Genomic DNA, 26089 nt, shown 5'->3' on the forward strand with positions numbered 1-26089 from the left:
ACAGCTCAGATGAGAAAGCCCAGTGTCGGAATCGGCCGGTCGCTGTCCACCAACACAACCTTCTTGTACGCCAGCCGCAAGTCACCGTCTTGACGGCGCAGTCGATAGGTGGTCCGACCGCCCCATAGGTGGGTGCCACGTGCGCGAGACTCGAGCACCATGAAATTCGCGGCCACCTCGAGGTCGACACCGCCGCTGGAATTGGTTCGGCCACCGAGGAATTCGATGTTGGACAGCAGCCGCCTGAGGTTTGACGGTGGCGCCTGTGCGTATCGCTTGCCGGTGCGAACCTGCTTGAGCCGGGTGGCGATACGACTGCGATTGTCAAAGATCACCGACATCGTCTGCAACGGATCGGTGGTCGCCGCCACCGGAACCCAGTACAGCGCATCCTCGGTCCACAGCGCTTCCCAGGCGTCGTAGTCGGACTCGTCGGCGTACCGGGCTTCGCGATACAGAAACTGCTCCACGTCCCAACGGTCGAAGCCGTCGGGCACCGGCCCTAGGGTGCCCTGGTCATCGCCCACCGTGAGGGTCATGATTCGGCCTCCATCAGCGTCTTGTACTGCGACCAGAAGCCCCGCATGCCGGTCTCATCGGTGGCCCCACCGATCGTGAAACCGTTCTCGTCGACGCGTTCCCGGTTCAGTCCGCGGCGAACATCCAGCCATTCCGGTGTCAGGCATTCGAGGCCGAGTTGGTTGCGTTCGTACATCTCGGTGTCGTCGGCCAGCAGCATCCCGGCGGGCCCCACCGACCCCATGCACTGCGACACCATGCGCTTGTTCAGCTCGGGCGCACCCGCCAGCTGGACCGCCGTCGAGTATTGGACGCACTCGCCCACGGCGACCGGTTGGATATTGAAGACCTGGATTTCGGCGATGAACAAGTTCGGGAAGATCATCACGTGCGGACCGCCCTCGATCATGATCCGCTCGGCTTCCTCGCCGTACCGTTTACGCATCGCCGCGCAATAATCGGGGACCCTGGCCTCGGTCGTGCCGAACCAGCGCATCGGCTCGGAGAACTTCCGGAATTCCGGGCGCAGATCGTTTTCGCTGTGCCCCTGACCCAGGTCCCGGGTTACCGCCGTCGACGAATCGCTATAAAGGGCGCCGATGGGGCTGCCGGTGACACCGAAGATCGAGCCATGCACAAACTGCGGGTGATACCCGTCGGTTTCGTTCTCGGCCAACAGTTTCCAGTTCGCTCGCGTCTGGTGCTGCAGCCATCCCGCGGTGAGCTCGACCGCTCCTTCAGGCGACAAGCGGGCCAGCCGGTCGATCTCACCCGCGGCGGCGCCGAGATGTTCGACAAGCCCGGGGCCGTCGGCCGCGAAGCTGCCGAACACGAACCCGTGGTAGGTGTCCATGCGAGGAACCCGTCCCAGGGTGAGATCCAACTTGCGCTCGCCGTAGCCCTTGAAGAACGGGAATCCCACGAGGTCACCGTTGTTGCGGAACGTCCAGCCGTGATACGGGCAGCGGAAGGTCGACGAATTGCCTCCGGCGTCATCGCAGATCTGGTTGCCCCGATGTGCGCAACGGTTGAGTAGCAGATGCAACTCTCCGTCACGGTCGCGCGTCATGATCACGTCTTGCAGGCCCAGCCGCTTGCGCACATAGTCGTTGGGCTGCGACACCTCGCTTTCGTGGCCGACGAAAACCCAAGTGCGGTGCCAGATCTTGCGCATTTCTTCGGCGAAGATGCCCGGGTCGCTGTACAGCGAACCATGCACCTTGTCGCGTTTGATCAAGTGGTCATAGCGGCTGCCGGTCGTGGCGGCCGGCTCGATGAGTGAGGTCACTGGTCGTTCTCCTCTGGGAATATTTCGCACACGCGGCCGTGCGCGATCAGGTCGGGTAGGGCGAACTTGCGCACCTTGCCGGTCGGCGTCTTGGGCAGGTCTTCGGCGACGAACCAACGCTGCGGAATCTTGTGCGGTGTCAAATGTTCGCGGACATAGGCGCGCAATTGCTGGCCGGCGTCCGCCGGCAGTGGACCGCGGGCAACGATCGCCACGGCAACGATCTCGCCCAGCCGGTCGTCGGGTAGACCGAACGCGCAGGCTTCGGCGACCAACTCGTGTCCGGCCACACATGTTTCGACCTCGGCAGGGGCGATGTTCTCGCCACCCCGAATGATGAGCTCCTTGAGCCGGCCCGTGTGGGTCAGATAACCGCGCTCGTCCATCACACCGAGATCTCCAGTGTGCACGAACCCGTCAGCATCCACCGCCGCCGCGGTGGCAACAGGATCGTGAAGGTACCCGATCATCTGCTGGTAGCCACGAGCGCAGATTTCCCCGGGTTGCCCCACCGGCACCACGGCGCCGGTGACGGGATCTACGACCTTGCAGTCAACCTGAGGAAGGGGCCGACCCACCGTGGCCAGTTGGTCGTAGCGGTCGTCGTCGGGCCGCGTCGCGGTGAGCACGGGCGAGAGTTCGGTCTGACCGAACACGTTGACCACCGTGGCGCCGAACGTGGATTCGGCGGCCTCGATCAGCTCGGCGGGGACGGTCGATGCGCCGCCCAGGCAGGTCGACAGTCGCGGCGCCGGATCGGCGGACTCTCGTTGTGCCGCAACGAGAGCCGACAGCATCGTCGGCACGAAAAACAGCACCGTGACGCGCTCGCGGCGGATGGTGTCGAGCATCGCGGCCGGCGCGAACCGACCCACCAGCACCTCGGTGCCGCCGATCCATAGTGGGCCCAGGGTGCCGACCACGCAGGCGGCCGTGTGGAACATCGGCAGTGCGTTCACGGTTACCGCGGCTTCGGGGATGCCGGCGCTCTCCAAGGTCAGCTTGGCGACATTGACCAGCGAACGGTGGCGCAACAGCACGCCTTTGGGGGTGCCGGTGGTTCCCGAGGTGTACTGCAGCATCACCGCCTGCTCGGGGTCGGTCGGCGCACGAAGCAGTGCGGCGGCGGCGATTTCGTCGGCTCGCCACTCGGCGCGGGCCGACAAGCTGATGGCGCGAACACCGAGGGAATGAGTATCGATCTCGCGCACAGCGGCGGCGGTGTCGTAGTCGCGGCTGCGCTCGGCGTGGATCAACACCTTGGCCCGGGAGTGTCGCAGCGCATACCCGAGTTCGGCGGGACGAAGTGCCGGATTCAAGGCGACGAGAACAACATTGGCGAGTGCCGCGCCGTATTGAATGATCGGCCATTCGACCACGTTCGGTGCCCACAGTGCCACATAGTCGCCGGGCCGGGTGAGCCGCGCCAGGGCGGTGGCGACCCGTCTGGCTTCGTCGAAGAGCACGCGGTAGGTCAGGCGCACTTCCGTGCCGTCGTCGTGAGCGGGGCCGACCAGGGCGGTGGTCTCGGCATGCGTATGGGCCCGCTCGGCGAGCAACGCACCGATCGTGTAGTCCTCCAGTTCGATGCTGGTGTCGGCACTCAGGTAGGACCGCTCGAGACGCGTTGTCAATTTCGCGGTCATGTCGGTACCGATCCGAATTGCGGGCGTCGCTTTGCCCGAAAGGCCGCAATTCCTTCGGCGAAGTCGTCGCTGTCGAAGAGTTGAGCCTGGTGTTCGGCTTCGAGCTCGAGGAGCTCGAAGGGACCGAGCGCGGATCCGGCGGCCAACAGCGACTTGATCACTCCGTACGCCCGCGTGGGGCCGGCGGCCAGTCGCTCGGCGTCGGCCATTGCTACCGACAGCGCCGTGGCGGGTTCGGCGAGCGCATCGACGAGGCCGATCTCTAACGCCGTACGCGCGTCGATTGGAGCCGCCATCATCAACATCTGGCGCGCCCGAGCAACACCGACCCTGGCCGGCAGCGATGCGAATGTACCCATGTCGCCGGCTAATCCGACGTTGGTGAACGTCGTCGCGAAACGCGCGTCGGTGGCGGCCACGATACGGTCGCATGCCGCGGCCAATGCCACACCCGCACCGTAGGCGCTGCCCTCCACCGCAGCGAGAACGGGCTTGCCTGCATTCCAGATCGCTCGAATAACCCTCTGCGCCAATTGTGTTCGCTCCATCGCCCGTTCTGCAGACATACGCTCCATCGAGGTGATGTCGCCGCCCGAGCAGAACGCGCTGCCGGCACCGGTGAGCACGATTGCCCGAATCGAGTTGTCCGCGCCGGCGCCTTCGATCGCATTGGCAAGCTCGACCCGAACCGGAATGTCGATCGCGTTTCGCTTTTCGGGGCGATTCAGCGTGACGATCCGCACCGCGCCACGATCGTCGATGAGCACAGAACCGTTGGTCATTGCCCCGTGAAGTTCGGTTTGCGACGTTCGATGACGGCCCTTAGCCCTTCGAGGGCGTCCGCGGTTCCGGACAACTCGGAGACGGTGCGCGCCTCTTCGGCCAATCGCTCTTCTACCGATGCGCCCAACCCGCTCCAGACCAGCCTCTTGGTGGCCGACAACGCCCGGGGCGGCAACGCCGCCAATTCGGCCGCGATTTGGTCTGCGCGGCTGAATAGTTCGGCATCGTCGACCACCTCGGTGACCAGGCCGATCTGCTGCGCCTCGGTTGCGCTGAGCGTCGGGTTGGTCAGCAGGATCCGCAAGGCCTGACGCAGACCGACCAGCTGGGTCAGTGTCACCGATGAGCCGCCGTCGGGTGCCATGCCGACCCGGACTGCCCCCGAGAAGAACTTTGCCGATTGGGCCGCGACGACGATGTCGGATGCACACACCAAGCCCAGGCCGCCGCCGCCCGCGGCAAACCCCTGGACCGCGGCCACCACCGGCGCACGCAGCTGGATCAGCGCGGCGGTGGCCAACTGCAGCCACGCCGTCGCCTCCCGCAGGTAATCCGGGAGGCCGGCTCCCTTCGACTCGAAGGTGTGGATATCACCGCCGGCGCAGAAGTTTCGGCCCTCGCCGGTGAGCAGCACGACTCGCACCGCGGGGTCCGCATGGCACGTCAGCGCCGCCTCGTGCAGCGCCTTGAGAAATTCGACGTTCATCCCGTTGGACGCCTCAGGGCGGTTCAAGCGCAGTCGAGCGACGCCGGCCGCGACGTCAAGCGCGACGGGCGCACCGGTTTCTACAACACTCATCAGCCGGCTCCTCGCTGCCGAAAGGCGGTCACGCTGCTTAGTCCCGCGTTGCCGCAGATGTGGTCGACGACGTCATCGATTTCGTTTTCCAATCCGGTGGCCAGCGGGGCATCAATTCCGGTGTACACCAGTCGCTTGATGGAGATGACGGCTTCTCGCCGACGCCCCGCCAGATCCGAGACGAACCGCCGCACGCCGTGGCCGAATTGAGCCTGCGGAAAACTCTGATACGCCAGACCGCGGCGTACGGCGTCCACGCCGGATAACCGGTCGCCGGAGAGCAGCAACCCCATCGCCTCCTGACGACCCACTAAGCGGCTCAGCCGCTGGGTGCTGCCCCCGCCGGGGATCATGCCGAATTTGACATGGTTGTCCGCAATCTTGGCTTCGTCGCTGACCAGCACGATGTCGCTGGCTTGCATCAGTTCGAAGCCTCCGGCCATGGCGACGCCTTCGACCGCGGCGACCACCGGCACCTCGACGCGGGCGATTGCGGCACAGGCACCGTGAAACGCGGTGAACAGTGTGCGCAGTGCATCCGGGCCGCGCGACCGCAGCAGCTCCACTTCGTTGAAATCGCCTCCCGCGCAGAAGTTTCCGCCTGCACCCCGAACGACGACGACGTTCACCTCGGGAGCGCCGCCCAACTCGAGGATCGCCTGTTCCAATTCAGCACTGAGCGCGACTGTCAGGGCGTTCATCTGCTCGGGTCGATTGAGCGTGATCACTCCGACGCCATCGGCGACGTCACGTAGCACGAGCGTCATATGTTTCGCCCCCCGCCGACCTCGATCACCGCACCGGTCACGTAGCTGGACAGGTCCGACGCCAGAAAGACGACCGCACCCGCAACCTCCGCGGGTTCGCCGGCCCGTTTCATCGGGATGGCGGCCTCGCGTTCGGCAAACACGTCGGGGGGCATGGCGGCCGTCATTGCGGTGCGGATCAACCCGGGTTGAATCGCATTGACCCGCACATTGTGGTGCGCAACTTCCTTGGCGGCGGCCTTGGTCAGTCCGACGATGCCGGCCTTTGCGGCGCTGTAGTTGGTCTGACCGGGATTGCCCGACTTGCCCGACAGCGAGGAGATGTTGATGATGCTGCCCGACTTCTGTTCCCGCATAACGGCGGACGCCTCGCGGACACCCAGCCACGCACCGCGCAGGTGCACCGCGATGACGGCGTCAAAGTCGGCGACGGTCATCTTCTTCAGTGATGCATCACGGGTGATTCCGGCGTTGTTGACGAACACGTCGAGACGACCGAACTTGCTCGAGGCTTCGGCGACGAGGTTGTGCACCTGGTCCTCGGAGGTGACGTCGCAGCAGACCCCGATGCCGCCGATTTCGTTGGCCGCCTTGTCGACAAGTTCGGCATCGATGTCAGCGAGTACAACTTGTGCGCCATAGTCACGCAGTGATCGGGCGATCTCAAGCCCGATTCCCTGGCCGGCGCCGGTGACGACGGCAACACGCTGGTCAAGCAGCGACCCAGGCATGAACGGCCCTCCTCATCCGACTCGCTCATATTATTTCTAATCCAAGTTAAACTACCATGGCGGTGGTCACAACAACCGCCCACGACAGGGAGTAGACCATGGACCTTGGCTTAGCTGACGCACGAGTGGTGGTGACCGGAGGCGCGTCCAACATCGGGCGCGGGATCGTCCACGTGTTCGCGACAGAAGGTGCCCGGATCGTGATCAGCGACATCGACAAGCCGCAGGCCGAACAGGTTCGCGACGAAGCCTTGGCCAAGGGCGCGGCGGAAGCCGAACTCGCGATCGCCGATCTGACAACTCCCGGCGGAGCCGACGAGGCGGTCGGACTTGCGCTGAAAAGCTGGGGCGGCATCGACGTCTTGGTGAACAACGCGGGGTGGAGCGTACCCGGATTCGTCGCCACCGACACCGACCGGGAAAAGTGGCAGCGCACGATCGAAATCAACCTCTTTACCGCGATCGCCGCCACCCAGGCCGCGATCGGCCCGATGAAGGAAGCCGGCGGCGGCGCGATCGCGTTTATCGCCAGCGACGCCGCGTTCGGACAGATCCGGCAGGGTGTCTACGGCGCGTCGAAGGCCGCGGTGGTGGCCCTGGCCAGGACCGTCGCACGCGAGCATGGCCGCCATAAGATCAGGTCCAACGTCATCTGCCCCGGTCTCGTGATCCCCGAAGGTCCAGAAGCGGTCGGCGAGGCGAGCCTGTGGGCGGTTGGCCAGGACAACGTCTTCAATCAAGATCAAATCGACTACATGGTCAAGGGAACCCCGCTGCGCCGCCTCACCAGCGCCGAGGACATCGGCCGGGCCACGGCGTGGTTCTGCTCACCGACGGCGGCCCGGCAGGTGACCGGGCAGCTCATCTCGGTGAGTGGCGGCTACACGATGCCCTAGCCGGGGCATCGCGTCGTTCATTCGGCGCCGGGACTGCCGAAGTATTCCTGGCCAGGCGGTGGGCGATACCCCTGCGCCGAGTTCCTCAGCTGCGGGATCTGGGCGGGGCACAGCAAATCGACGGCATACGAGACGAGATAGTTCGCCGCGAATTCGTCGTTGGGAGTCACGTCGTTTTTCACATCACCCATCACCTGGGCATAGCCCTCACCCGTCGTGACCTTGTTACAGATTCCGTACCCGTAGCCGATCGCGTCGTTGTTCGGGAAGTTGTAGTGGCGTCGCACCGCGACGTTGTACATGTACTCCACCTCGGGCGCGGGCTTGGCGTGCGCCCGCGGGGTCACCGCTACCGGAATTCCGCCGAGGGCTATGGCGGCGGCGATCGAGGCGACCACCGACGTACGACACTTCATCGCTGACATCCTTTGCAGTCCTGCCATCCCACGCCCTCATCGGGCCCCTCGCTGCCGCCGGGGTGAACGCACGATTTGCAACCCCTCGCTGAGGAGCGGACCCGCCCCGGTGTGTTTATTTTCAAGGAGATCAACAAATTCCCAGGCAATTGTCAAGACCAAGCTGGGCGCCATCAGGAACGCCCGTTGCCACCGTCGCGTGCTACCGGCCGCAAACGCAGCCTCACCGACCAACAAAGTTGGCGGCGCGGCCTTCCTTGAACGAAGCGATTCCCTCGAGCAGATCATCGCTCGTTAGAGTGCGCTCTTCAAGCTCGAAGGCCAGCTCGACCACTTCCGCGGCCCGCAGCGATGTCACATGATTCAACGCACGCTTGGTCCCCCGGACGGCCAGCGGAGCCAGACCCGCAATGCGCCTTGCGATTTCGCGGGCGCACGGCAACGCCTCCGCGGGCTCGTCGACCAGGTCGGTCACCATGCCGAACTGGTAGGCGGTCTCTGCGTCGAGTGCGTCACCGGTAAGCAGGTAACGCCGGGCTCGCAGCATCCCGGCCGCCTGCGGCCACACCAGACATCCGCCGTCGCCGGCAACCAGGCCGACTTTCACATGGGTATCGGCCAGCTTCGCGCTTCGCGCCGCGACCACGACATCGCACATCAGCGCCACCGTTGCGCCCAGTCCAATCGCCGAGCCCTGCATCGCCGCAACGATGGGCTGGGGCAGTGCCGTAAACGACCGCACCAACCGCAACCCGGCTTCGACGGTTTCGCGTCGCGCATCGTCGTGATCGTGGGCCGCCTGCATCAAGGCAAAGTCTCCACCAGCGGAGAAGGCCTTCCCGGTAGAGCCCAACACGATAGCGCGGACGTCCTCGTCTTTAGCGAGATCTTCGAGTACCGCAGCCAACTCAACTTGTGCCTGATTGTCGAACCGGTTCAACAACTTTGGACGAGCCAGCGAAATCTCGCAGACGCCGTCGGTCGCGGAGGCTACGGACAATGTTTCCAGGCTGGTGCTCATGATGCCTTCCCGCGTATTATTAAGATCGATAAGCTCATAAATACGAGCGTAAATCTACAGGATCGAAGGTGATACCTAAAGTGGCATTTGTCGAAACGGCCGACGGGGTACGGATTCACGTTCAGGACCTCGGCGATGGGCCTGCCGTGGTGCTGATTTCGGGTTTCGGCCTCGACCACGAGCTCTGGGACCGCCAGGTGCGTGTGCTCACCGAGCGCGGATTTCGGGTCCTATGCGTGGACCAACGCGGTCACGGACTGTCCGACAATCCACTAGGTGGCTACGACATCGACTGCCTTGCAACTGATCTCGTCACCGCTCTCAAACAACTGGACGTCGGTACCGCCACACTCGTCGGCCACTCATTCGGTGGGCAGGTGTCCTTTCGGGCCGCCGCGACCGCACCCGAATTGATCACCGCGTTGGTACTGGTGGGGTCAAACGGGGTCCGCGCCAGCCGAAGCCAGGACTTTCCTTTCGGCGGGCCGCCCGAGCCGCTGCTAGCGGGCATGGTCTCCGACGAGCACACCAATCGGGTGGGCGCCCGATACCGCACGATCGGCTCGGCATTCGCGCATGAGCCGGATCCGCGAACGGTCGACTGGCTGGTCCGCTGCTCACTTCGGATGCCCTCCTGGGCCGCGGTGGCCTGTTACCGATCGTTGCTGACGACCGATCTGCTGGCCGACGTCCCGCGGGTCGAGCAACCGGTCTTGCAGGTCATCGGAACCCACGACCCCGTGCACTCGGCGAAGGGGGCCCGCTGGCTACGGCAACAGCTGAAGAACGCCGCCCTGGTTGAAATCCCCGACTGCGGGCATTACCCGATGCTCGAGGCACCCGACGTATTCGAATCCGCCCTGCTGGAGTTCCTCAGCGCTTAGCGGCCGCTTCCAACTCCAGGGCCCCGATCGATGCCAATGCCATCTGGGCCAGCAACTCCTCGGCTTGCTTGGCACGTCGACCCCCGGGCGGGCGCAGCGCCTCGGACAGCAAGAGCAACTGCACACCCCGTGTGGCAGTGGTGATCTCGTCGGTCGAACGATCGGGAAAACACCGTTTGAGGCAATCGATCCACCGCTGATTGATGCGGCGGTGCCTGCGGTCGTGTTCCCGGCGATAGCGCTCGGCAAGTGAGCGCTGATCGCGCAGCCAAATTGACACCAATCGCTCGTGACTTTTCGCCAATCCGACAAATGCGCGCACCAGTTTGTTCAGCTCGGCGACGGGATCCTCGTCGGGCTCCCCAAGACGCACCAGAATCGTGTCGAGGGTCTTGTCGAAAAGGGCAGCCAAGATCGCATCTTTGCTGGGAAAGTGACGATAGATTGCCGACCCGGTGGTGCCGGCGACTTTCCCGATCTCGTCGACGCCGACACCGTCGAAACTGCGCTCAAAGAACAGCTTCTCGGCGGCAGCCAGGATCTTTTCGTCAGGCGTCACCCCAGCAGCCTCTCACAAGCCGAGACTCTGCCCGATGATTACCTTCATGATTTCGCTGGATCCGCCATAAATCCGGCTCACCCGGCCGTCGAGGTACGCGTTGCCCAACCGCGAGTCAGTACGCAGCGCGGAGGACGGGTCAGACAGTGCCAGGCAGCGATCCACCACCCGGCCCTGCAACTCGGTGCAGTAAAGCTTGGCGATTGCGGCGTCGCTGCCGCTCAGCCGGCCCTCGACGTGACGCGACAGCGCCTGGTCGATCAGCGCTTGACCTGCCGCCACCTCGGCCGCGCAGTGGGCCAGCGTGAATTTGACCTCCTGGCCCGCGCTTGCGCCGTGGCGATGATCCTCGGTAGCCCAGGACAGCGCGGCCGCGGCCGCGGCCTGTGAATTCACCGCAATCGACAAGCGCTCTTGCGCCAGATTCGACGTCAGATAGGTGAACCCTTCGTTTTCCACGCCGAGCAGGTTTTCGACGGGGATCCGCATGTCGGTGAATGAGATCTCGGCCAGATCCTGCGCACGCAGGCCCAGCTTGTCCAGCTTGCGGCCGCGGGCAAAGCCGGGTGTCGAGGTCTGCACCAGCAGCAGGCTGATGCCGCGCCGACCCGCGTCGGGGTCGGTTTTGACCGCAAGAATCACCAGGTCAGCGGCCATGCCGTTGGAGATGAATGTCTTGGCGCCGTCCACCACGTAGTGATCCCCGCAGCGGCGGGCCCGCGTCGACAACGCCTTGAGGTCCGAACCGGCTCCCGGTTCGGAGAGCCCGAGAGCGACCACCACCTCACCGGACGCCATGCGGGGCAACCAGGTGGCGCGTTGTTCGGCAGAGCCGTGATGCAGTAGATAAGGCAGACAGATATCCGTCTGCACGCGGAGGCCTCCGATGGCCAAGCCCAGCGCCTGAATCTCCTCGGTGACGACGGCACTGTGGCGATAGTCCGACCCGGCCATGCCGCCGAACTGCTCGGGCACGCCAATCCCCAAAATGCCGACATCGGCAGCGGCTCGCCAAAAGCGCCGGGACGGCTTCCCCTCCGCGAGCCAACTCGGATATTCCGGTACCACGTCGTCGTGGAGGAACCGGCGCACCTGTTCGCGGAACTGCTCTTGCTCCTGGGTGAAAACCGAACGTGTCTGCGGAAGCGTCACTTACCGGAAATCCATCCAATGACCATGCGGAGTCCATCCGAAGGCAAACGGCAGCTCGATCGTGCAGATCGGTCCCTGAGTAATGTCGTCGGTGTCGAAAATCAGGTACTCACCCCGCTTCTCGGCCCACCACGAGACGGGGACGATGACATAGCCGTCGCCTTCGGGCGAATCTTTGTGACGCGGCGCAAAGCTCGCCTCGAGCACCGCGGCCGGTTCTCCGTCGCGAATCTGATACACCTGATCCGACAAGGTGTCCATGTCGGTGACGACCAAGCTGTTCATCGACATGCCGTTGCGTTTGACCACGCCGCCGACCTGATAGCCCCACCGGTAGCCTTTGCCGAAGAACCGCTCGTCGACCTTGGGAAGCTCGCTAGGCCGGTCCGACAACAGTTCGCTAGTCGTGTCACCGGTGGCCAGGTCGACCGTCCAGCGGCCCAGCTTGCTGGACGCGATCGAGAAGAACAATGCGACGTCGTCGCCTTCCGCGAAATCCTGCTCGAACGGGAACGGCGGCCGGTTGAAGATCGGCGCGTCCAAGAGCAACTTTCCGTCGCGGACGTTGGCCTGCATCGTGTGCATCACGTACTGCGCGGGCAATCCGGTCGTGATCCATCGAATCTCGGCTTCGGAGTCGTCGCGTGGGATAAGCGCCAGGGTGATCGGCAGGTCAGTTTCCCAGCCCCAGATGCCAAGCCCCTTCGCGATGCGCTGCTTGCTCACCGTGAACGGCTGGAATGGCATCACAATCCATTCTGGAGTAAGCCAAATATCATGGGCCACAGTGTTATACGGTGCGTCCCACACCTCGCGCGAGTCGACGCGGCCATCGGGATGGACGGTGTGCAAGGTGACGAACGGCGCGACGTCTCGGTAGGTCCAGCCATAAAGCACGCCGGTGTCGTGGTCCCATTTCGGGTGCGCGGCAAAGGAGCAATCGCCGAACACCACCGGCTGGTGCAGACCCGGCGACAGCGCCGGCGACCAGGCCACGATGCCCTTGGTCTCCAAGGTGATCGGGTCCACGGCGATCGGCGCGCCCCCCTGCTCTCCGGACACCACCATGTGGCCCGCGAACGGGAACACGTTGATGTTGTTCGTGCCCTGCGGCGTGTAGGCGTTGTCACGGTCGCGTTCGACGTCTCCGTAGGCGAAGTCGCGCCAATCGTGGAAGCCACCGTCCGTCCAGGCGAACATGCCGCGCTGGTGTTTCTCCTCCAGCAGGTACTTCGGCGTCCGTATCCAGCGGTTGCGGAAGTCCGCACGCCCGTTCTCGAACGTGATCGCCTGGACCATCCCGTCCATACTCAGCAACGGGTTGGTGCCTTGTTTGGTCGGACGCTTCCAGGTGGGCCCCACGCGGTAGTAACCACCGGCGAGGTCCTTGGGGATCTCACCCTGGCTGACGATGCACTCTTCGACGGTCGCCTCGAACCGCATCGGTGTGAATGGACCTCGCAGTGCCGTCTCTCGCGGCAGCGGATATCCCATAACGCTCCTTCTCAAGCCCGGGCTGACTGTATCAGTGCGGCTCAGATATCGTAAACGGTCGTTATCTGTGACGTCGACCGGAGGCTGCGTGACCGGGAACACCACCGGCCCGGCACCCGTACCGGCCCGCCCATTTCTGTGCCTGCTGACGCCGATGTTGACCAGTCAAAAGCCCGCGCATACCATTCCAACCACATCGACCCGCAGCCGCTGGCATGTGCGGGTGATGCTAGCCCTCGTAGATGCGAGCGGTCGTTCTACTTAGGAGCTGAGATGGACGCGGTGGGACTCACCGAGGAGCAACGGGACTTCGCCGTTGCCGTCCGCGAATTTTGTCGCAGAGAATGCGGCACCCGCGAACAGCGCGATGCGCTGACCGACAACGGCACCGAACAACACCATGGGGGCCTGTACAAGAAGCTCGCGGAGACGGGCTATCTGGGCGTGTCGATCCCCGAGGAATACGGCGGCAGCGGCGGTGGACTCACCGAGCAGGTCATCTTGTTCGAGCAATTGTGGCGAGGGCTCGCACCGGTGCACGGGGCCGGCAGCTCGCATACCGTCGCCGGCATCTATAAACGGTTTGCCAGCGAGGACCAGAAGAAGGCCGCGCTCGGCGCGATCTGCGCGGGCGAAGTGATGTCGATCAGCCTTTCCGAACCCGGCGCCGGCTCGGATGCGGCGGCGGTCAGCTGCAAGGCCGAGAAGGTCGACGGCGGCTGGCGGCTGCGTGGACAGAAAACCTGGTGCTCCGATGCCCAATTCGCGACCACAATCCTGGTCGTCGTGCGTACCTCGCGTGGCGTCCGGCCGCACGATGGCCTGACGCTGTTGGCGGTGCCGGCGGACGCGGAAGGCCTGCGAATCCATCCGATCTCAACAATGGGCGGAAGCGAGGTGAATGACCTGTTCTTCACCGATGTCTTCGTTCCCGAATCGGCGGTGGTGGGCACGGAGGGCAATGCGTGGAAGCAGGTAATGGCCGGGCTGAACGGCGAACGAATGGTCTGTGCGGCACAGGGCCTGGGCATGGCGCAGCGCGCCTTCGACGACCTGCTGGCCTACGTCACCGAGCGCGAGCAGTTCGGTGCCCCGATCGGGTCCTTCCAGGCGCTGCGGCATCGCATCGCCGATCTGGCTATCGAGATCGAATCCGCACGGGCGCTCACCTACGCCACGGTGCACCACATCGAGCACCAGATCGGCACACCCGAGGAATTGGTTCGCGCGACGTCGATGTCGAAGGTCAAAGTGACCGAGACAGCGAAAAAGGTTGCGCTGGAAGGCGTTCAGATGATGGGCGGTTACGGCTACAGCACCGAGTTCGATATGCAGCGACACCTGCGACTCAGCATTGCGCCCACCATCTATGCGGGAACCAACGAGATACAGCGCGACATCATCTCGTCCACGTTCGGCCTGCGTCCGGCCCGCTGACCTGGCCTTGAGATATGACCCCCGACACGTGACGGACCGACTATGACGCTTGACACTTTCCGCACTCACGAACCATAATTGAGACTGCTTAACTCATAATCCGTAGGGGGCGGATCGGCCCGCGGTCCCCGCGCCTCTTTGTTTTCTCGCTTAGGAGTCGATCGATGACGACGGCAAAGCCCGACATCCGCGTTTTGGACGCCGACACTTACGCCAACGGCGACCCAACGACGTTCGGGCTGCCGCTGGAGCAATACGCGTATCTGCGCGATGAGGCACCCTGCTACCTGCACGAATTCGACGATCCGATGCTCATCGACCGCGCCTGGATCGTCAGCCGGCACGACGACATCTGGGCGGTCGACCGTAATTCGGAGCTGTACGCCGCCGACCGCGGCGGGGTCAATATGTGGAAGGTGACTCCGCTGGACCCGAAGGTCGGGGGCAAGCCGGCCATGCTGACGATGGACGGCCCCAAGCACCGCACCCAGCGCGGGGTGATGAGCAAGGCGTTCACACCCGGCATGGTCAAGAAGCTCGAGGACAAGTTCCGTGAGTACGCCGTCAATATCGTCGACGCGGCCTTGGAAAAGGGCACTTTCAATTTCGTCACCGACATCGGCCATGCGATGCCGATGGAGGCTCTTGGCGACGTATTGGGTGTCCCCGGCGGTGACCGGGAGAAGTTCTTCGCCTGGGTCGACACCTTCGCCGCGCCATTCGATACCCGCATCACCCCGTCGTTCGAATACGTGATGCAGGCCATCTTCGCCCTGCTCGGCTACGCGGTGGAGTTGGGCGAGATCAAGCGAAACGAACCCGGCGACGACGTGATCACCCAACTGGTCCAGGCCGGTGCGGACGTCATTTCCGAGGACGAGCTGATGGGCAACGTCGCGTTGCTGGCCTCCGGCGCGGCCGAGAGCACCCGCACCGCGCTGAGCCACGGCATGCACGAGCTGATGCGTAACCCGCAGCAAATGGCCTGGCTCCGCGAACACTCCAACGACATTCCCGGCACCGCGATCCAGGAAATCGTGCGCATCGCAACCCCATTCACGCATCTGGTCCGCACCGCCACCGCCGATCACGAGTTGCACGGCCAACAGATCAAAGAGGGCGACGTCGTCCTGATGCTGTTCGCCGCGGGCAATTTCGACGAGCGCGCGTTCGACAACCCCAACAACTTTGATCTGGCCCGCGAGAAAAATCCACACGTCAGCTTCGGCCGCGGCCCGCACCAATGCCTGGGCAAACATGTCGCGGGACTGGAGATGAAGATCCTGATGGAGGAGCTGCTGCAGCGCACCAAGGACATCACCCCCGCCGGTGAGATCAGCTACGTCCGCGACGCCTATTCGCGGGGCGTCTACGAGCTGCCCGTCACGATCACTCCCGCCTGAGCAACCGGACTGAGGCGCAATGAAGGTCATCGTCGACACCGGCCGCTGTGAACTTCACGGGGAATGCACGATCGCCGCACCCGACGTGTTCGAAATCGAGGATGACAAAGATTGGGTGACGGTGCTCGATGCCCACCCCGGCGAGGATCGGCGCACGGCAGTCGAGGAGGCCGCAATGATGTGTCCGGTCGCCGCGATTCGAATAGAGGACTGACGTGACTACCGCGAAGACCCCACCGAAAAGTCAGCCCCAGAAGCCCGCGGACAGCCCGATTGTCGAGGTACGCAACCCCGCTAACGGCTCGATTGCCGGAGTGGTTCCGAACGTGCCGGCCGATGAAGTGGCGCGGTTGGCCGGCGAACTCCGGGCGGTGCAGCCGGCGTGGGAGGCGCTGGGCCCCAAAGGCCGTGCGGTGTATCTGCGGCGCTGGCTGGATTGGATCGTCGACAACCAGGATCACATTCTGGGCCTGGTCCATCGTGAGGCCGGGAAGTCCTGGGGCGATGCTCAGATCGAGTTGCTGGTGTGCATGGAGGTCATCAACTACTACACCAAGCACGGGGCGGAGTTTCTGGCCGACGAAACTCGCCGCCCACACGGTCCGGCGTCGGCAACGAAAGGGCTCCGGATCCGTTACCGCCCTTACGAACTCGTGGGCGTGATCTGCCCCTGGAATTATCCGCTGGGGATGCCGATGCTCGACGTGCCACAGGCATTGATGGCCGGTGCGGCCGTGCTCACCAAGCCGTCGGAGGAAACACCGTTGGGCTGGGCCGAGGTCGTGCGCGGCTGGAGCGAGATCGGTGCGCCTCCGGTGCTGGGCTGCGTCACCGGCCGAGGCGAAACCGGCAGGGCCGTCGTGGACACCGTCGACATGGTGCAGTTCACCGGATCCACCAAGACCGGCCGCCAAGTCGGCATCCGCTGCGCCGAACGACTGATCCCGGTCAGCCTCGAGTTGGGTGGCAAAGACGCGATGATCGTGCTGTCCGACGCACCGCTGCAGCGGACCATCCGCGGGGCGATTTGGGGTGGACTATTCAACTCGGGCCAGTCCTGCGTCGCCGTCGAACGGATCTACGTCGAGGCACCGCTATACGACGAATTCACCACTCGGCTCGTCGAACAGGTGAACAAGCTCCGCCAGGGCCACGACGCGGCCGGCAGCTTCTCCGCCGATATCGGCGCGCTGGCCAACGAAGCCCAGATGGAGATCGTCGAGCGCCACGTCAACGATGCGGTGGCCCGCGGGGCGCGGATCCTCACCGGCGGAAAGCGCGCAGAGCGTGGCCTGTTCTACGCGCCGACCGTGCTGGTGGATGTCGACCACACAATGGCCTGTATGCGCGAGGAGACCTTCGGGCCCCTGCTGCCGATCATGAAAGTGTCGAGCGAAGACGAGGCCATCGCGATGGCCAACGACACCACGTACGGCCTGGGAGCCAGCGTGTGGACGGCCAACAAGGACCGTGCCGAACGAGTAAGCCGCCGAATCGAAGCCGGCGGTGTCAACATCAACAACGCCATGATCCATGTCTTCCAATTTCCGCTGCCGATGGGCGGCTGGAAGCAATCCGGCCTCGGGCACCGCATGGGCGGCGCCGATGGCATCCGGAAATACTGTCGGGCCCAGGCGGTGGTCAGTGAGAAAGTCCACCTACCCACCGAAACACATTGGTACCCTTACTCATCGCGTAAGGCCCGGATTACGGGCGCGGTGCTTCGGCTGGTCGAAATGCACGACTGGCGTCGGCGGCTGGGCCGGCGACCGAAGTTGTGACGGACGCCCCAACCGCGGGCCCGCTCGATGGGCTCAAGGTCATTGAACTCGCCGGAATCGGCCCCGGCCCGTACGCGGCGATGCTGCTGGCCGATCTGGGCGCCGACGTCGTGCGCGTCGAGCGTCCCGGACCCGCCGCCAGTTCGGTTCCCCCCGAGCTGGATGTGTTGCGGCGCAACCGCCGGTCCATCGTCGTGGATCTGCGCGAGCCCGAAGGCGTGCGCACGGTATTAGCACTGGCGGCCAAGGCCGACGTGCTGCTGGAAGGATTCCGGCCAGGCGTCACGGAACGTCTCGGGTTGGGCCCGGCCGACTGCTGGACCGTCAACCCGCGACTGGTGTACGGACGCATGACCGGCTGGGGCCAGTCGGGCCCACTCGCGTCGAGCGCCGGCCACGACATCGGGTACATCGCCATTACCGGGGCGCTGGCATCGATCGGTCGCGCCGGGGAGGCGCCGGTACCGCCGGTGAATTTGGTCGGCGACTTCGGTGGTGGATCAACCTTTCTCGTGATCGGTGTGCTTGCCGCGGTATGGGAGGCGAGCCGGTCGGGCCGCGGTCAAATCGTCGACGCGGCGATCGTCGACGGCGCCAGCTCCCTGACCGCGCTTCTGCATGGGCTCATGGCTTCCGGGCAGTGGGTCGACCGACGAGGACACAATTTTCTGGACACCGGCGTGCCGTGGTACGACACCTACCGCACCGCCGATGACCGGTGGATGGCGGTCGGCGCCCTAGAGCCCAAGTTCTACGCCCAATTCACCGACCTGCTGGGGATTTCGGATGACCTCGGCGAGCGCGACGATCCCTCGTCATGGCCGCAGTCGCGGGAGGCCATCGCACGAGCGTTCGCGACGCGAACCCAGGACGAGTGGACGGCGGTGTTCGACGGCACCGATGCGTGCGTGGCACCCGTCTTGTCACTGACCGAGGCCGCCAACCATCCGCACCTGGCGGCGCGCGAGACCTTCATCGAAGTCGGCGGCGTGACTCAACCGGCGCCCGCCCCCCGGTTCAGCAGAACGGTCCCGCGACATCCGACGCCGCCTCCCCCGGTCGGGGCGGACACGGCGGATGTGTTGCGCGATTGGATGATTACCGACGCCGCCGTCGCGCCGCAATCCAGCGATCAATAGGAGCGGGGCAGCCCGAGAGAATGCTCGGCGACGAAGTTCAGGATCATCTCCTTCGAGACGGGTCCCATGTTCAGCATGCGCACGAGCCAGAAGTACGGCGCAAGCTGGTACTCGTAAGTCACGCCGTTGCCGCCGTGCACGGACACCGCCGCGTCCAGCGCCTCCAAACCGGCAGCGGCGCCCAGATATTTGGCCATGTTGGCTAGTTCGCCGACGTCGGCTCCGGAATCGTAGAGCTCACAGGCGCGGTTGGCCACCAACTGCGCAGCCTGCAGGTGGATGTGCGCGGCGGCCAGCGGATGGGCAATGGCCTGATGCGCGCCGATTGGCTGGTCCCAGACCCGCCGCTGGTTGGCGTACGCTACGGCCTTCCGCAGGGCATAGTGTCCGATCCCGGTGCAGATTGAACTGGTCAAAATTCGCTCGGTGTTGAGCCCGGTGAAAGCGACTGCCAGGCCCTTGTTTTCGGACCCGACCAAGTTCGCGGCCGGAACCTGGACGCCGTCGAAAAAGACTTGATGGCTTTTGTCCGGCTGGTTCATCACCGTTCGGATCGGCGTCCACGACAGACCTGGCGCGTCGGCGTCGACCATGAAGACCGACAGACGTCCACGCCCGGTGCGTTCGTCGACGCTGGTGCGCGCCACGACCATCACCCACTGCGCCGACTCCATACCGGTGATGAACACCTTCTGGCCGTTGATGATGTAGTGCTCGCCCCTGCGGCTGGCCACGGTGGAGATCCGGTGGGCGTTGGCACCGGCGTCGGGCTCGGTGATCGCGAACGCCAAACGCGTTTCGCCGGTGGCCACCCCGGGCAGCCATCGCGCCTTCTGCTCTTCGGTGGCGCTGCGATTCAAAATGGTTCCGGTGACTCCTGCCGAGAACAGCATCGCCTGCATCGGACAGCCGGCAAGAGCGGTTTCCTGGACCACGATCGCCAGCTCGCGCAGCCCCAGTCCCCCGCCACCGTATTCCTCGGGCAGATGCACCCCGAGATATCCGTTGGCACCCAACGCATCCCAGAGTTCCGCGCAGTTGGCGCCATCGTCGACTTGTTGTTGGTAGTAGGCGGGCCCGAAGGAGCCGGCGATTCCGCCGACCGCATCGCGGATCGCCTGCTCTTCTTGCCCGGTGGTGAACATGGTGCCGGTGTCAGCAGTCATCGACCTTCATCCTCGTCGCCGGCCAGGCCATCTACGCGAATAGTTCGGCGGCCTCCGAGGAGGCGCTCAGTTCGTGATAGTCATTCACGTCGAACTCGCGTATCCGGTCCCAGTATTCGATGTACTTCCACGGGCCGGTGACGACGATGCGTCCGGCATCATTGCGGTAATAGGTCGTCATCCCCTTGTGCGACCAGATGCAGTGCGCCAACGCTTCATCGAGCTCTTCGTTGTAGCGTTCGAACACGCCGCGGTCCACCTCGACGGTGGCGGCCTGGCTGACTATCAGATGACGGATCGCCTGCATGATGTAGCGGACCTGAAATTCGGTCGCGTGGATCGCACTTCCGCCGTGACCGGCGTTGGTGTTCGGACCGTTGACGATGAAGAAATTCGGAAAATCCGGGACGGTCACCCCGAGGTATGCCCGGGCATCGTTGGCACCCCACTGCTCGCGCAGCGTCTCGCCGGAATTTCCGATGATGTCCATGGGCCACAGGAACTGCAGCACCTTGAAGCCGGTGGCCAACACGATCACGTCGGACGGCACCTCGACGCCCGACCGGGTCACCACGTTCTCGCCGTCAACCCGCTCCACCGCATCGGTGATCAGCGTGACGTCGTCCCGGCACATCGTCTGGTACCAGCGATTGTCGATCAGCGGGCGCTTACCGTAGGGCGGATAGTCCGGCAGGCAGGCGTCCACCAGATCGGTCCGATCGCCGAGTTGCTCGGTGATGTACTTGGTGAGAAATATCCGGTGGCGATCGTTGGCCTCGTTGACAGCGCGCTCAGGATGGGGCCAGTCCGGATCTATCTGTAATGCCGAGTGCAGCCGATCACTGAAGTTCCAGAACGACCGCAGCCGATACCACTGAATGTAGAACGGGACCTCGTTCATCAGGAACCGGACAGACTCTTTGACCGCGCGATGGTAGTTGGGGTGCGGTATTGCCCACTGCTTCGATCGCTGAAAGACGGTCACGTGACTCGCAGTGTCGACGATGGATGGCACCACTTGCATTGCGCTGGCACCATTCCCGATCACGGCGACGCGTTTGCCGGTCAAGTCGACCGATGTGTCCCACGCGGCGGTGTGCATCACCGGTCCGGGGAACTTGTCCAACCCGGAGATCGGCGGAATCGACGGCCTGTTCACCATGCCTACCGCTGAGACCAACACGTTGGCCGTGACAGTCTCCGCGTCGCCATTAGGCGTTTTGATCTCGATCTGCCATGTCGCATTGGCGGTTTCGAAGTATGCACGCACCACCTCCGTGCTGAACCGGATGTGCCGCTTGACATCGGCCTCGGCCGCGACGCGCTGGATATAGGCTTGGACCTCGTCGCGCTTGGCGAAGTAGGTGGTGATGTCCGGGTTTGGCGCAAACGAGAACGCGTAGAGATGGCCGGGTGTGTCCACGCCGCAACCCGGGTAGACATTTTCCAGCCATGTCCCGCCCAGGTCGTCATCTTTTTCCAGTACCACGAAATCGACACCGGCAGCCGCGAGTTTCAACGCCATGCAGAGCCCGGACAAACCCGCTCCGATGATCGCAACTCGAAAGTCGCCGGGGATTGACTCAGCCGGTATCTCGATGTCCCGTGATATGAAACCCATTTCCTCCGAGAGGAGTTCGCCGTATTCGACGGGCACCTCTTCTACCATCGCGCAGCCAAGCATCCGCGTCACCTCGTCCGGGGAAGGGGTGACCGGCTCAAGTCGGCCCTCATAGAACGCGATCACAGCATCTAGCGCCGACGCCCGCACCGCAGCCTGCAGTTCGGGGGAAAGACCGCCGGAGTCGTTGTCGTCCAATGGCTTTCCCCGCAGGGGCCGAAATGGTGGGCTGGTCCACTTCCCGTCGCCCGTGAGATGCTGCAAGACGAGCAGCAGCGTAGGAAGATTGGCGTCTTCAAGCGCTACCCGAAGCCTCTCAACCCAGTTGGGATCCTTCTCCCAGGGCGCCGACACGGCAGTGGTCATAGACGGTCCTCCGCGTCCGACTTCTGAGTCGCGAGACGCCTCCGTCAACGCCCAACGGCGAAACCTCTGGCGGCGGCGTCTCGTCAATTCTCGCTTTTTGAACTATCTCGTCTCAATATAAGGCAGATATTGCGGTCCGCGCAACATCTGCCCCCGAAAATGACAACGTGAAAGTTCGTTCGCCTTCGGCAGCGTTACTGCTGATCACGCGGCTTTGAGCTGGCAATTGACGTCGCGGCGGTAGAAATAGCGGCACTCACCAAGGAGAACGACCGTGCACACGGTCGTGGGGCGAATGCGCTAGCGACTCGCGGGGCGTCGGCGCCGCGCCGCGGCGGGCTTACTCTCCGGGGGCACATATCCCAACCGCAGCAGCCCAATGGCGTGGTCTGCGATCTCCTCTGCGGTGATCTTTTCCTTGGGCCGGTACCACCGCGACACCCAAAGGATCATCCCGAGGATCAACCGCGTGGTGATGACCAGATCCCCCTTGTCGATATTGCCCGCCTCCATGTTGGCGGCGACCACCGAAGCCCACAGCTTTTCGAATTGCCGGCTCCATTTGTGCCAGCGCTGGACGACATCATTGGGCAAGTCACCGCCGTCGAAGAAGACGGGCATGTAGCTGCGCATTTGCACCGCCGCTTCGGACTGCAGCCGGACCATCTCCCTGAGCCGCTCTGCGGGATCGGCAATGTCACGGATGGCCGCCTCGACGCGCTCGGTGATCTCGCGCGTGCTGCGCTCGAAGAGTATGCCCAGGAGATCCTGCTTGGTCGGCACAGTTCGGTACAGCGTCGCACGTGAAACCGACAATTTTTCGGCGGTGTCAACGATGGAAACCGCCTCGTAGCCACCCGCATGGAACAGCTCCGCCACCGCGTCTGCGACCGCGTCACGGTCGATCGTCAGGCGCGGTCGGCCCCGCGGCCGGCCGTTGGTCCTACCGTTCACATTTTTCGGCACTGAGCTCCCTTACATTTGTGCCCAGTTTAGAGGTTAGATGTCGCACAATGCCGAAGGCCGAGCTCGAGCTGAGCATCAGGCGAAGACGAACATGGCTGTTAGCAGCCCAAACAGCCCCACGCAGTAGCCCTCGAACAGGCCGCGCAACACGCGCGGTGCCATCTTCAGCTCCATGAAGTACAAGCCGACCAGGCGGATCTTGAAGATCGCGACAGCGAAGATCGCCAGGCTCGCCGACAGGTGATGTCCCGCGCCGAATCCGTGGTTGGTGCCCAATGCCCATGACACGACAGTCAGCGCACACAGCAGAAACCAGATCAGCGAGGCATTGGTCCGTACCACCGAGCTCATGTTCACCTCACCAGGAAGATCAACGGGAAAATGACGATCCACAACAAATCGACCATGTGCCAAAAGCATGCGCCGCCCTCGAAGAAGGCCATTTGCGTCTTGGTCGGCTCCGGTTTGCGGGCCAAGGTCGACAGGACAGTCAGCACGAGCAGCCCGATGATCACGTGCGCGAGATGCAGGCCAGTGAGCACGAAGTAGTACATGAAGAATTCGTTGGTGCTGGGCGTGATTCCGGCCGTCACCTTTTCGTGGTACTCAAAAGCCTTGATCGCAACGAAGCACGAACCGACTAGCACCCCGGCCAGGGTCAACGGTCGGGCGAGGTGGCGCAGTTCGGGACGGCGCAGGGCGTGCGTCGCGAATACCACGAGGATCGAACTGGTGAGCAACACCAGGGTGTTCGTCGCGCCCAGCGAGCGGTTGAGCGCCCCCTGGGACTCGGCGAACAACTCCGGCCGGGCACCCCGCTGATGCAGGTACACCGTGAACAACACGGTGAACACCATCATGTCGCCGAACAGCAGCACCCAAATGCCGGGTTCGCCCGGCACATGACGTTGGGCAGTCGGTGATCGGTGACCGTTGGCGTCGTCGGCGGAACGCGTCACCCCGATCACGTCGGTCATGTACACATCCTTCGTCGTCAGCGCAGCAAGCCCATCTTTGAGATAATGCGTCTCAATAGTAGGCAACGAGCTGCCCGCTCGTCAACGAACTCCGGGCCATGAACGATCGCTAACAGCTGAATTGATTTTGTTCCACCCGATCTCGTAGCGTAGCGACGAGTGATCGTTCTCGCGCAATCCGGCGGCGTTGGCTGCCGCAGTAGGTCAAAGTGATCGGTGCGCTCCCCCATCATTCAGCTGCGAGCGCGGCCTAGAAAGGAACGGATGGACGTGGATAGCGTGCTGGTTGACGTCGACAGCGGTGTCGCCTTGATCACCGTCAACGACCCCGACCGGCGCAACGCGGTAACCGATGACATTTCCATCGGGCTACGCCATGCGGTCAGCGACGCGCAAAGCGATCCGAAGGTGCATGCGGTCGTGGTCACCGGTGCAGGCAAGGCATTCTGCGCCGGCGCGGATCTGTCCGCCCTCGGGTCCGCTGCCGAGGACGGGTTGCGCCGCCTCTACGACGGCTTCATCGCTGTGGCCGAGTGCACGCTGCCCACCATTGCAGCCGTCAATGGCCCGGCCGTCGGTGCCGGGCTCAACTTGGCGCTGGCGTGCGATGTGCGGATTGCGGGGCCGGCAGCGCTGTTTGACGCCCGCTTCCAAAAGCTGGGCATCCACCCCGGCGGCGGCATGACGTGGATGTTGCAACGCGCCGTCGGGCCCCAGGTCGCGCGCGCGGCACTGTTATTCGGAATACGACTTGACGCCGAGGCGTCAGTCAGACACGGTCTGGCGCTCGAGGTAGCCGATGACCCGGTGGCGGCCGCTCGAGAGCTGGCTGCCGGTCCGGCATCGGCGCCGCGAGACGTCGTGATCGCCACGAAGGCCACCATGCGGGCGACCTATAGTCCGGGCAGCCACGACAGCGGTCTGCACGCGGCCGCCGTTGACACCGAGTTGGGCCCGCAGGCCACCTCGATCCGGGCACCGGGCTTTGCGGAGCGCCTCGCCGCGGCGCGCCGCAAATAATCGCACACTAGCTGCCAATGACCGCTCCGCTGCTTGCCCGCAGCTGCGCGCAGAGTTCGATCATCGCGGCAAGAACCTCCGGCTGTTCTTCGGGCTCCATGATCGAAGGCGCCAGATCGCTGGGCGCGATGTAATCCGCGCCGGCATCCACCCACGGCCGCAACTGCGCAGCAACTTCCTCGGGTGTGCCCATCAGCCAGGACTTCTCGACCATTTCGGGCGTCACCCGGCCGACCACGTCGTCAACCTCGTCCCGGCTCATTTGATGCGGAAGCATCCGCAATGCGTAGTGCCAATCCTCCGGGAAGATGAGATCGATTCCTTCGGCTCTCCATGCGCCGTGGTGAAGCCGCCCGAATGCCGCCGTCATCCACTTGGTGATCGGGTTGTTCAGTAGACGCTCCCGCTGATCGTCGTTGCGGTAGAGCAAGACAAATGGCCAGAAGCCACAGGTGAATGCCTGCGGGTCACGGCCCTTGCGCTCGAGTTGCGCGCGTATTTCGCCAACTTGTGCTCCCCATTGATCCGGGCTGGCGAAAGCGCTCGGGACCATGCTGATGAACCCGTCGGCATGAGACGTAGCGATGTCAATCAACTGCGGGCCACCACCAAGCGCCCAGAGTTTGGGAACTTTCGGGAAATGGCCGCCGATCCAGGCCCCTTCATAGGTCCAGTGTTTCCCGTCGTGGTCAATGAGGCCATCGGCTGCCAGCAGTTTGCGCACGATCACGAAGATGTCTTCCATGCGCGCCAAACCCTGAGATCGCTTCCAGCCGAATGGCTTACACTGCTTCAGCTCGCCAGCAGCAAATTGCAGCGCCACATTCGCAGGGGTGGTCGAGGCCAACGTCAGCATCTGCTGTAGGAGTTCCGCCGGACCGTTGCGGACGGCGTCCAGCGTTGTGGTGATGTTCAGCCGAGTGGTTGCGTTCGCGGCTAGCACCGCCACCATCCCGGCGTTGTAGTACGAATCGCAATCGGCGCTTAGCCGGGCCATCGGAGTCACGTCAGCTCGCCACAGCGCCTGCGGCAAGAAGCTCACCAGCTGGTCCCAGGTCTGGAACCAATCGACGACACCGGTGGCTTCCAGTTGTCTGGCGAACTCGGCACCGGCCTGCGGCGGCAGATACCGACTCGGCCAGTAATTTACGCCGACTTCAACACTTTTGGGCATCCGCGCATCCTTTCGAATCGGTCGTCAACTTCCCGGCACCACCCGGTCGCGAGGGCGGCCGGTGATTGCGTCCAATGAATCGAG

26 protein-coding genes are annotated in these 26089 nt (G+C 63.9%); 8 read left to right on the forward strand and 18 right to left on the reverse strand.

Translation table 11 applies throughout. The features are described 5' to 3' along the window. Positions 1-5: 5 nt before the first annotated feature. Genes BN973_RS23375 through fabG form a run of 7 tightly spaced genes read right to left on the reverse strand, consistent with a single transcriptional unit; the run spans position 6 to position 6533 of the window. On the reverse strand, positions 6-539 hold the full coding sequence (locus BN973_RS23375; protein ID WP_036471078.1) for an aromatic-ring-hydroxylating dioxygenase subunit beta: 534 nt from the start codon (positions 537-539) through the stop codon (positions 6-8). After that, positions 536-1807 (reverse strand): aromatic ring-hydroxylating oxygenase subunit alpha, encoded by a 1272-nt coding sequence (locus tag BN973_RS23380; RefSeq protein WP_036471079.1) that lies wholly within the window; start codon positions 1805-1807, stop codon positions 536-538. Before BN973_RS23380 ends, BN973_RS23375 begins: the two co-directional genes overlap by 4 nt. Then, positions 1804-3453, reverse strand: a complete 1650-nt coding sequence (locus tag BN973_RS23385; RefSeq protein WP_036471080.1) for a class I adenylate-forming enzyme family protein — start codon at positions 3451-3453, stop codon at positions 1804-1806. The genes BN973_RS23380 and BN973_RS23385 overlap by 4 nt, the downstream gene beginning before the upstream one ends. Next, the gene (locus tag BN973_RS23390; RefSeq protein WP_036471081.1) at positions 3450-4235 is read right to left on the reverse strand and encodes an enoyl-CoA hydratase/isomerase family protein; all 786 of its coding nucleotides are present in this window, start codon (positions 4233-4235) and stop codon (positions 3450-3452) included. Before BN973_RS23390 ends, BN973_RS23385 begins: the two co-directional genes overlap by 4 nt. Next, positions 4232-5035, reverse strand: coding sequence for an enoyl-CoA hydratase/isomerase family protein (locus BN973_RS23395; RefSeq protein ID WP_036471082.1), 804 nt, complete (start codon positions 5033-5035; stop codon positions 4232-4234). The genes BN973_RS23390 and BN973_RS23395 overlap by 4 nt, the downstream gene beginning before the upstream one ends. After that, positions 5035-5802 carry an enoyl-CoA hydratase/isomerase family protein gene (locus tag BN973_RS23400; RefSeq protein WP_036471085.1) on the reverse strand — a complete coding sequence of 256 codons (768 nt, stop codon included), beginning with the start codon at positions 5800-5802 and terminating at the stop codon, positions 5035-5037. Before BN973_RS23400 ends, BN973_RS23395 begins: the two co-directional genes overlap by 1 nt. After that, positions 5799-6533 (reverse strand): 3-oxoacyl-ACP reductase FabG, encoded by a 735-nt coding sequence (fabG, locus tag BN973_RS23405; RefSeq protein WP_036471086.1) that lies wholly within the window; start codon positions 6531-6533, stop codon positions 5799-5801. The genes BN973_RS23400 and fabG overlap by 4 nt, the downstream gene beginning before the upstream one ends. Before the next feature lie 98 nt (positions 6534-6631). Here fabG and BN973_RS23410 point away from each other — a divergent pair, with 98 nt between their 5' ends. Beyond that, the gene (locus BN973_RS23410) at positions 6632-7429 is read left to right on the forward strand and encodes an SDR family NAD(P)-dependent oxidoreductase (RefSeq protein ID WP_036471087.1); all 798 of its coding nucleotides are present in this window, start codon (positions 6632-6634) and stop codon (positions 7427-7429) included. A gap of 17 nt (positions 7430-7446) precedes the next feature. On the opposite strand, the gene BN973_RS23415 is transcribed toward BN973_RS23410, so the two are convergent. Continuing rightward, positions 7447-7845, reverse strand: a complete 399-nt coding sequence (locus BN973_RS23415; protein WP_051641451.1) for a DUF732 domain-containing protein — start codon at positions 7843-7845, stop codon at positions 7447-7449. Positions 7846-8068: 223 nt separating this feature from the next. Beyond that, positions 8069-8866 carry an enoyl-CoA hydratase/isomerase family protein gene (locus BN973_RS23420; RefSeq protein ID WP_036471088.1) on the reverse strand — a complete coding sequence of 266 codons (798 nt, stop codon included), beginning with the start codon at positions 8864-8866 and terminating at the stop codon, positions 8069-8071. An 80-nt stretch (positions 8867-8946) separates the two neighbouring features. Here BN973_RS23420 and BN973_RS23425 point away from each other — a divergent pair, with 80 nt between their 5' ends. Then, a complete protein-coding gene (locus BN973_RS23425) occupies positions 8947-9750 on the forward strand; it encodes an alpha/beta fold hydrolase (RefSeq protein WP_036471089.1) in 804 nt (267 codons plus the stop codon). Here BN973_RS23425 and BN973_RS23430 read toward each other — a convergent pair. From BN973_RS23430 to BN973_RS23440, 3 genes are read right to left on the reverse strand one after another with little or no spacing between them, the layout of a single operon-like run. Continuing rightward, positions 9740-10309, reverse strand: coding sequence for a TetR/AcrR family transcriptional regulator (locus tag BN973_RS23430; RefSeq protein WP_036471090.1), 570 nt, complete (start codon positions 10307-10309; stop codon positions 9740-9742). The two genes, BN973_RS23425 and BN973_RS23430, sit on opposite strands and share 11 nt — an antisense overlap. Positions 10310-10321: 12 nt before the next feature. Continuing rightward, positions 10322-11461, reverse strand: coding sequence for an acyl-CoA dehydrogenase family protein (locus BN973_RS23435; RefSeq protein WP_036471092.1), 1140 nt, complete (start codon positions 11459-11461; stop codon positions 10322-10324). Continuing rightward, positions 11462-12955 (reverse strand): carotenoid oxygenase family protein, encoded by a 1494-nt coding sequence (locus BN973_RS23440; protein ID WP_036471093.1) that lies wholly within the window; start codon positions 12953-12955, stop codon positions 11462-11464. It lies immediately after the preceding gene. 273 nt (positions 12956-13228) lie between these two features. Between BN973_RS23440 and BN973_RS23445 the strand changes: the two genes are divergently transcribed. The 5 genes from BN973_RS23445 to BN973_RS23465 all read left to right on the forward strand — a co-directional run bounded on the left by BN973_RS23445 (position 13229) and on the right by BN973_RS23465 (position 18715). Further along, entirely contained in the window at positions 13229-14392 is a 1164-nt protein-coding gene (locus BN973_RS23445) for an acyl-CoA dehydrogenase family protein (RefSeq protein WP_036471094.1), read from the forward strand. Between the two features lie 164 nt (positions 14393-14556). Beyond that, the gene (locus BN973_RS23450) at positions 14557-15795 is read left to right on the forward strand and encodes a cytochrome P450 (protein ID WP_036471095.1); all 1239 of its coding nucleotides are present in this window, start codon (positions 14557-14559) and stop codon (positions 15793-15795) included. Between the two features lie 19 nt (positions 15796-15814). Then, positions 15815-16009 (forward strand): ferredoxin, encoded by a 195-nt coding sequence (locus BN973_RS23455; protein WP_036471096.1) that lies wholly within the window; start codon positions 15815-15817, stop codon positions 16007-16009. A 1-nt stretch (position 16010) separates the two neighbouring features. Continuing rightward, positions 16011-17576: an aldehyde dehydrogenase family protein gene (locus BN973_RS23460; protein WP_051641452.1), complete on the forward strand. Its 1566-nt coding sequence runs from the start codon at positions 16011-16013 to the stop codon at positions 17574-17576. Next, positions 17573-18715, forward strand: coding sequence for a CaiB/BaiF CoA transferase family protein (locus BN973_RS23465; protein WP_036471097.1), 1143 nt, complete (start codon positions 17573-17575; stop codon positions 18713-18715). The genes BN973_RS23460 and BN973_RS23465 overlap by 4 nt, the downstream gene beginning before the upstream one ends. On the opposite strand, the gene BN973_RS23470 is transcribed toward BN973_RS23465, so the two are convergent. The 5 genes from BN973_RS23470 to BN973_RS23490 all read right to left on the reverse strand — a co-directional run bounded on the left by BN973_RS23470 (position 18709) and on the right by BN973_RS23490 (position 23811). Beyond that, on the reverse strand, positions 18709-19881 hold the full coding sequence (locus BN973_RS23470; RefSeq protein ID WP_051641453.1) for an acyl-CoA dehydrogenase family protein: 1173 nt from the start codon (positions 19879-19881) through the stop codon (positions 18709-18711). The genes BN973_RS23465 and BN973_RS23470 overlap by 7 nt on opposite strands. 31 nt (positions 19882-19912) lie before the next feature. Beyond that, entirely contained in the window at positions 19913-21868 is a 1956-nt protein-coding gene (locus BN973_RS23475; protein WP_036471100.1) for a flavin-containing monooxygenase, read from the reverse strand. 300 nt (positions 21869-22168) lie between these two features. Next, a complete protein-coding gene (locus BN973_RS23480; protein ID WP_232232136.1) occupies positions 22169-22747 on the reverse strand; it encodes a TetR/AcrR family transcriptional regulator in 579 nt (192 codons plus the stop codon). A 162-nt stretch (positions 22748-22909) separates the two neighbouring features. After that, positions 22910-23185 (reverse strand): cytochrome C oxidase subunit IV family protein, encoded by a 276-nt coding sequence (locus BN973_RS23485; RefSeq protein ID WP_051641455.1) that lies wholly within the window; start codon positions 23183-23185, stop codon positions 22910-22912. 2 nt (positions 23186-23187) lie between these two features. Beyond that, on the reverse strand, positions 23188-23811 hold the full coding sequence (locus BN973_RS23490) for a cytochrome c oxidase subunit 3 family protein (protein ID WP_036471102.1): 624 nt from the start codon (positions 23809-23811) through the stop codon (positions 23188-23190). 264 nt (positions 23812-24075) lie between these two features. On the opposite strand from BN973_RS23490, the gene BN973_RS23495 reads away from it, so the two are divergent. Next, positions 24076-24831: an enoyl-CoA hydratase gene (locus BN973_RS23495; RefSeq protein WP_036471103.1), complete on the forward strand. Its 756-nt coding sequence runs from the start codon at positions 24076-24078 to the stop codon at positions 24829-24831. Between the two features lie 7 nt (positions 24832-24838). On the opposite strand, the gene BN973_RS23500 is transcribed toward BN973_RS23495, so the two are convergent. After that, on the reverse strand, positions 24839-26005 hold the full coding sequence (locus tag BN973_RS23500; RefSeq protein WP_036471104.1) for an LLM class flavin-dependent oxidoreductase: 1167 nt from the start codon (positions 26003-26005) through the stop codon (positions 24839-24841). Positions 26006-26089 lie beyond the last annotated feature (84 nt).

The organism is Mycobacterium triplex (genome assembly GCF_000689255.1).
Lineage (GTDB): Bacteria > Actinomycetota > Actinomycetes > Mycobacteriales > Mycobacteriaceae > Mycobacterium > Mycobacterium triplex.

Excerpts from the sequence above, each read along its gene's own strand:
- BN973_RS23375 (WP_036471078.1), bottom strand. The coding sequence starts at position 539 with ATGACCCTCACGGTGGGCGATGACCAGGGCACCCTAGGGCCGGTGCCC.
- BN973_RS23385 (WP_036471080.1), bottom strand. The coding sequence starts at position 3,453 with ATGACCGCGAAATTGACAACGCGTCTCGAGCGGTCCTACCTGAGTGCC.
- BN973_RS23390 (WP_036471081.1), bottom strand. The coding sequence starts at position 4,235 with ATGACCAACGGTTCTGTGCTCATCGACGATCGTGGCGCGGTGCGGATC.
- BN973_RS23395 (WP_036471082.1), bottom strand. The coding sequence starts at position 5,035 with ATGAGTGTTGTAGAAACCGGTGCGCCCGTCGCGCTTGACGTCGCGGCC.
- BN973_RS23400 (WP_036471085.1), bottom strand. The coding sequence starts at position 5,802 with ATGACGCTCGTGCTACGTGACGTCGCCGATGGCGTCGGAGTGATCACG.
- fabG (WP_036471086.1), bottom strand. The coding sequence starts at position 6,533 with ATGCCTGGGTCGCTGCTTGACCAGCGTGTTGCCGTCGTCACCGGCGCC.
- BN973_RS23410 (WP_036471087.1), top strand. The coding sequence starts at position 6,632 with ATGGACCTTGGCTTAGCTGACGCACGAGTGGTGGTGACCGGAGGCGCG.
- BN973_RS23415 (WP_051641451.1), bottom strand. The coding sequence starts at position 7,845 with ATGAAGTGTCGTACGTCGGTGGTCGCCTCGATCGCCGCCGCCATAGCC.
- BN973_RS23420 (WP_036471088.1), bottom strand. The coding sequence starts at position 8,866 with ATGAGCACCAGCCTGGAAACATTGTCCGTAGCCTCCGCGACCGACGGC.
- BN973_RS23440 (WP_036471093.1), bottom strand. The coding sequence starts at position 12,955 with ATGGGATATCCGCTGCCGCGAGAGACGGCACTGCGAGGTCCATTCACA.
- BN973_RS23445 (WP_036471094.1), top strand. The coding sequence starts at position 13,229 with ATGGACGCGGTGGGACTCACCGAGGAGCAACGGGACTTCGCCGTTGCC.
- BN973_RS23450 (WP_036471095.1), top strand. The coding sequence starts at position 14,557 with ATGACGACGGCAAAGCCCGACATCCGCGTTTTGGACGCCGACACTTAC.
- BN973_RS23455 (WP_036471096.1), top strand. The coding sequence starts at position 15,815 with ATGAAGGTCATCGTCGACACCGGCCGCTGTGAACTTCACGGGGAATGC.
- BN973_RS23470 (WP_051641453.1), bottom strand. The coding sequence starts at position 19,881 with ATGACTGCTGACACCGGCACCATGTTCACCACCGGGCAAGAAGAGCAG.
- BN973_RS23475 (WP_036471100.1), bottom strand. The coding sequence starts at position 21,868 with ATGACCACTGCCGTGTCGGCGCCCTGGGAGAAGGATCCCAACTGGGTT.
- BN973_RS23485 (WP_051641455.1), bottom strand. The coding sequence starts at position 23,185 with ATGAGCTCGGTGGTACGGACCAATGCCTCGCTGATCTGGTTTCTGCTG.
- BN973_RS23490 (WP_036471102.1), bottom strand. The coding sequence starts at position 23,811 with ATGACCGACGTGATCGGGGTGACGCGTTCCGCCGACGACGCCAACGGT.
- BN973_RS23495 (WP_036471103.1), top strand. The coding sequence starts at position 24,076 with ATGGACGTGGATAGCGTGCTGGTTGACGTCGACAGCGGTGTCGCCTTG.
- BN973_RS23500 (WP_036471104.1), bottom strand. The coding sequence starts at position 26,005 with ATGCCCAAAAGTGTTGAAGTCGGCGTAAATTACTGGCCGAGTCGGTAT.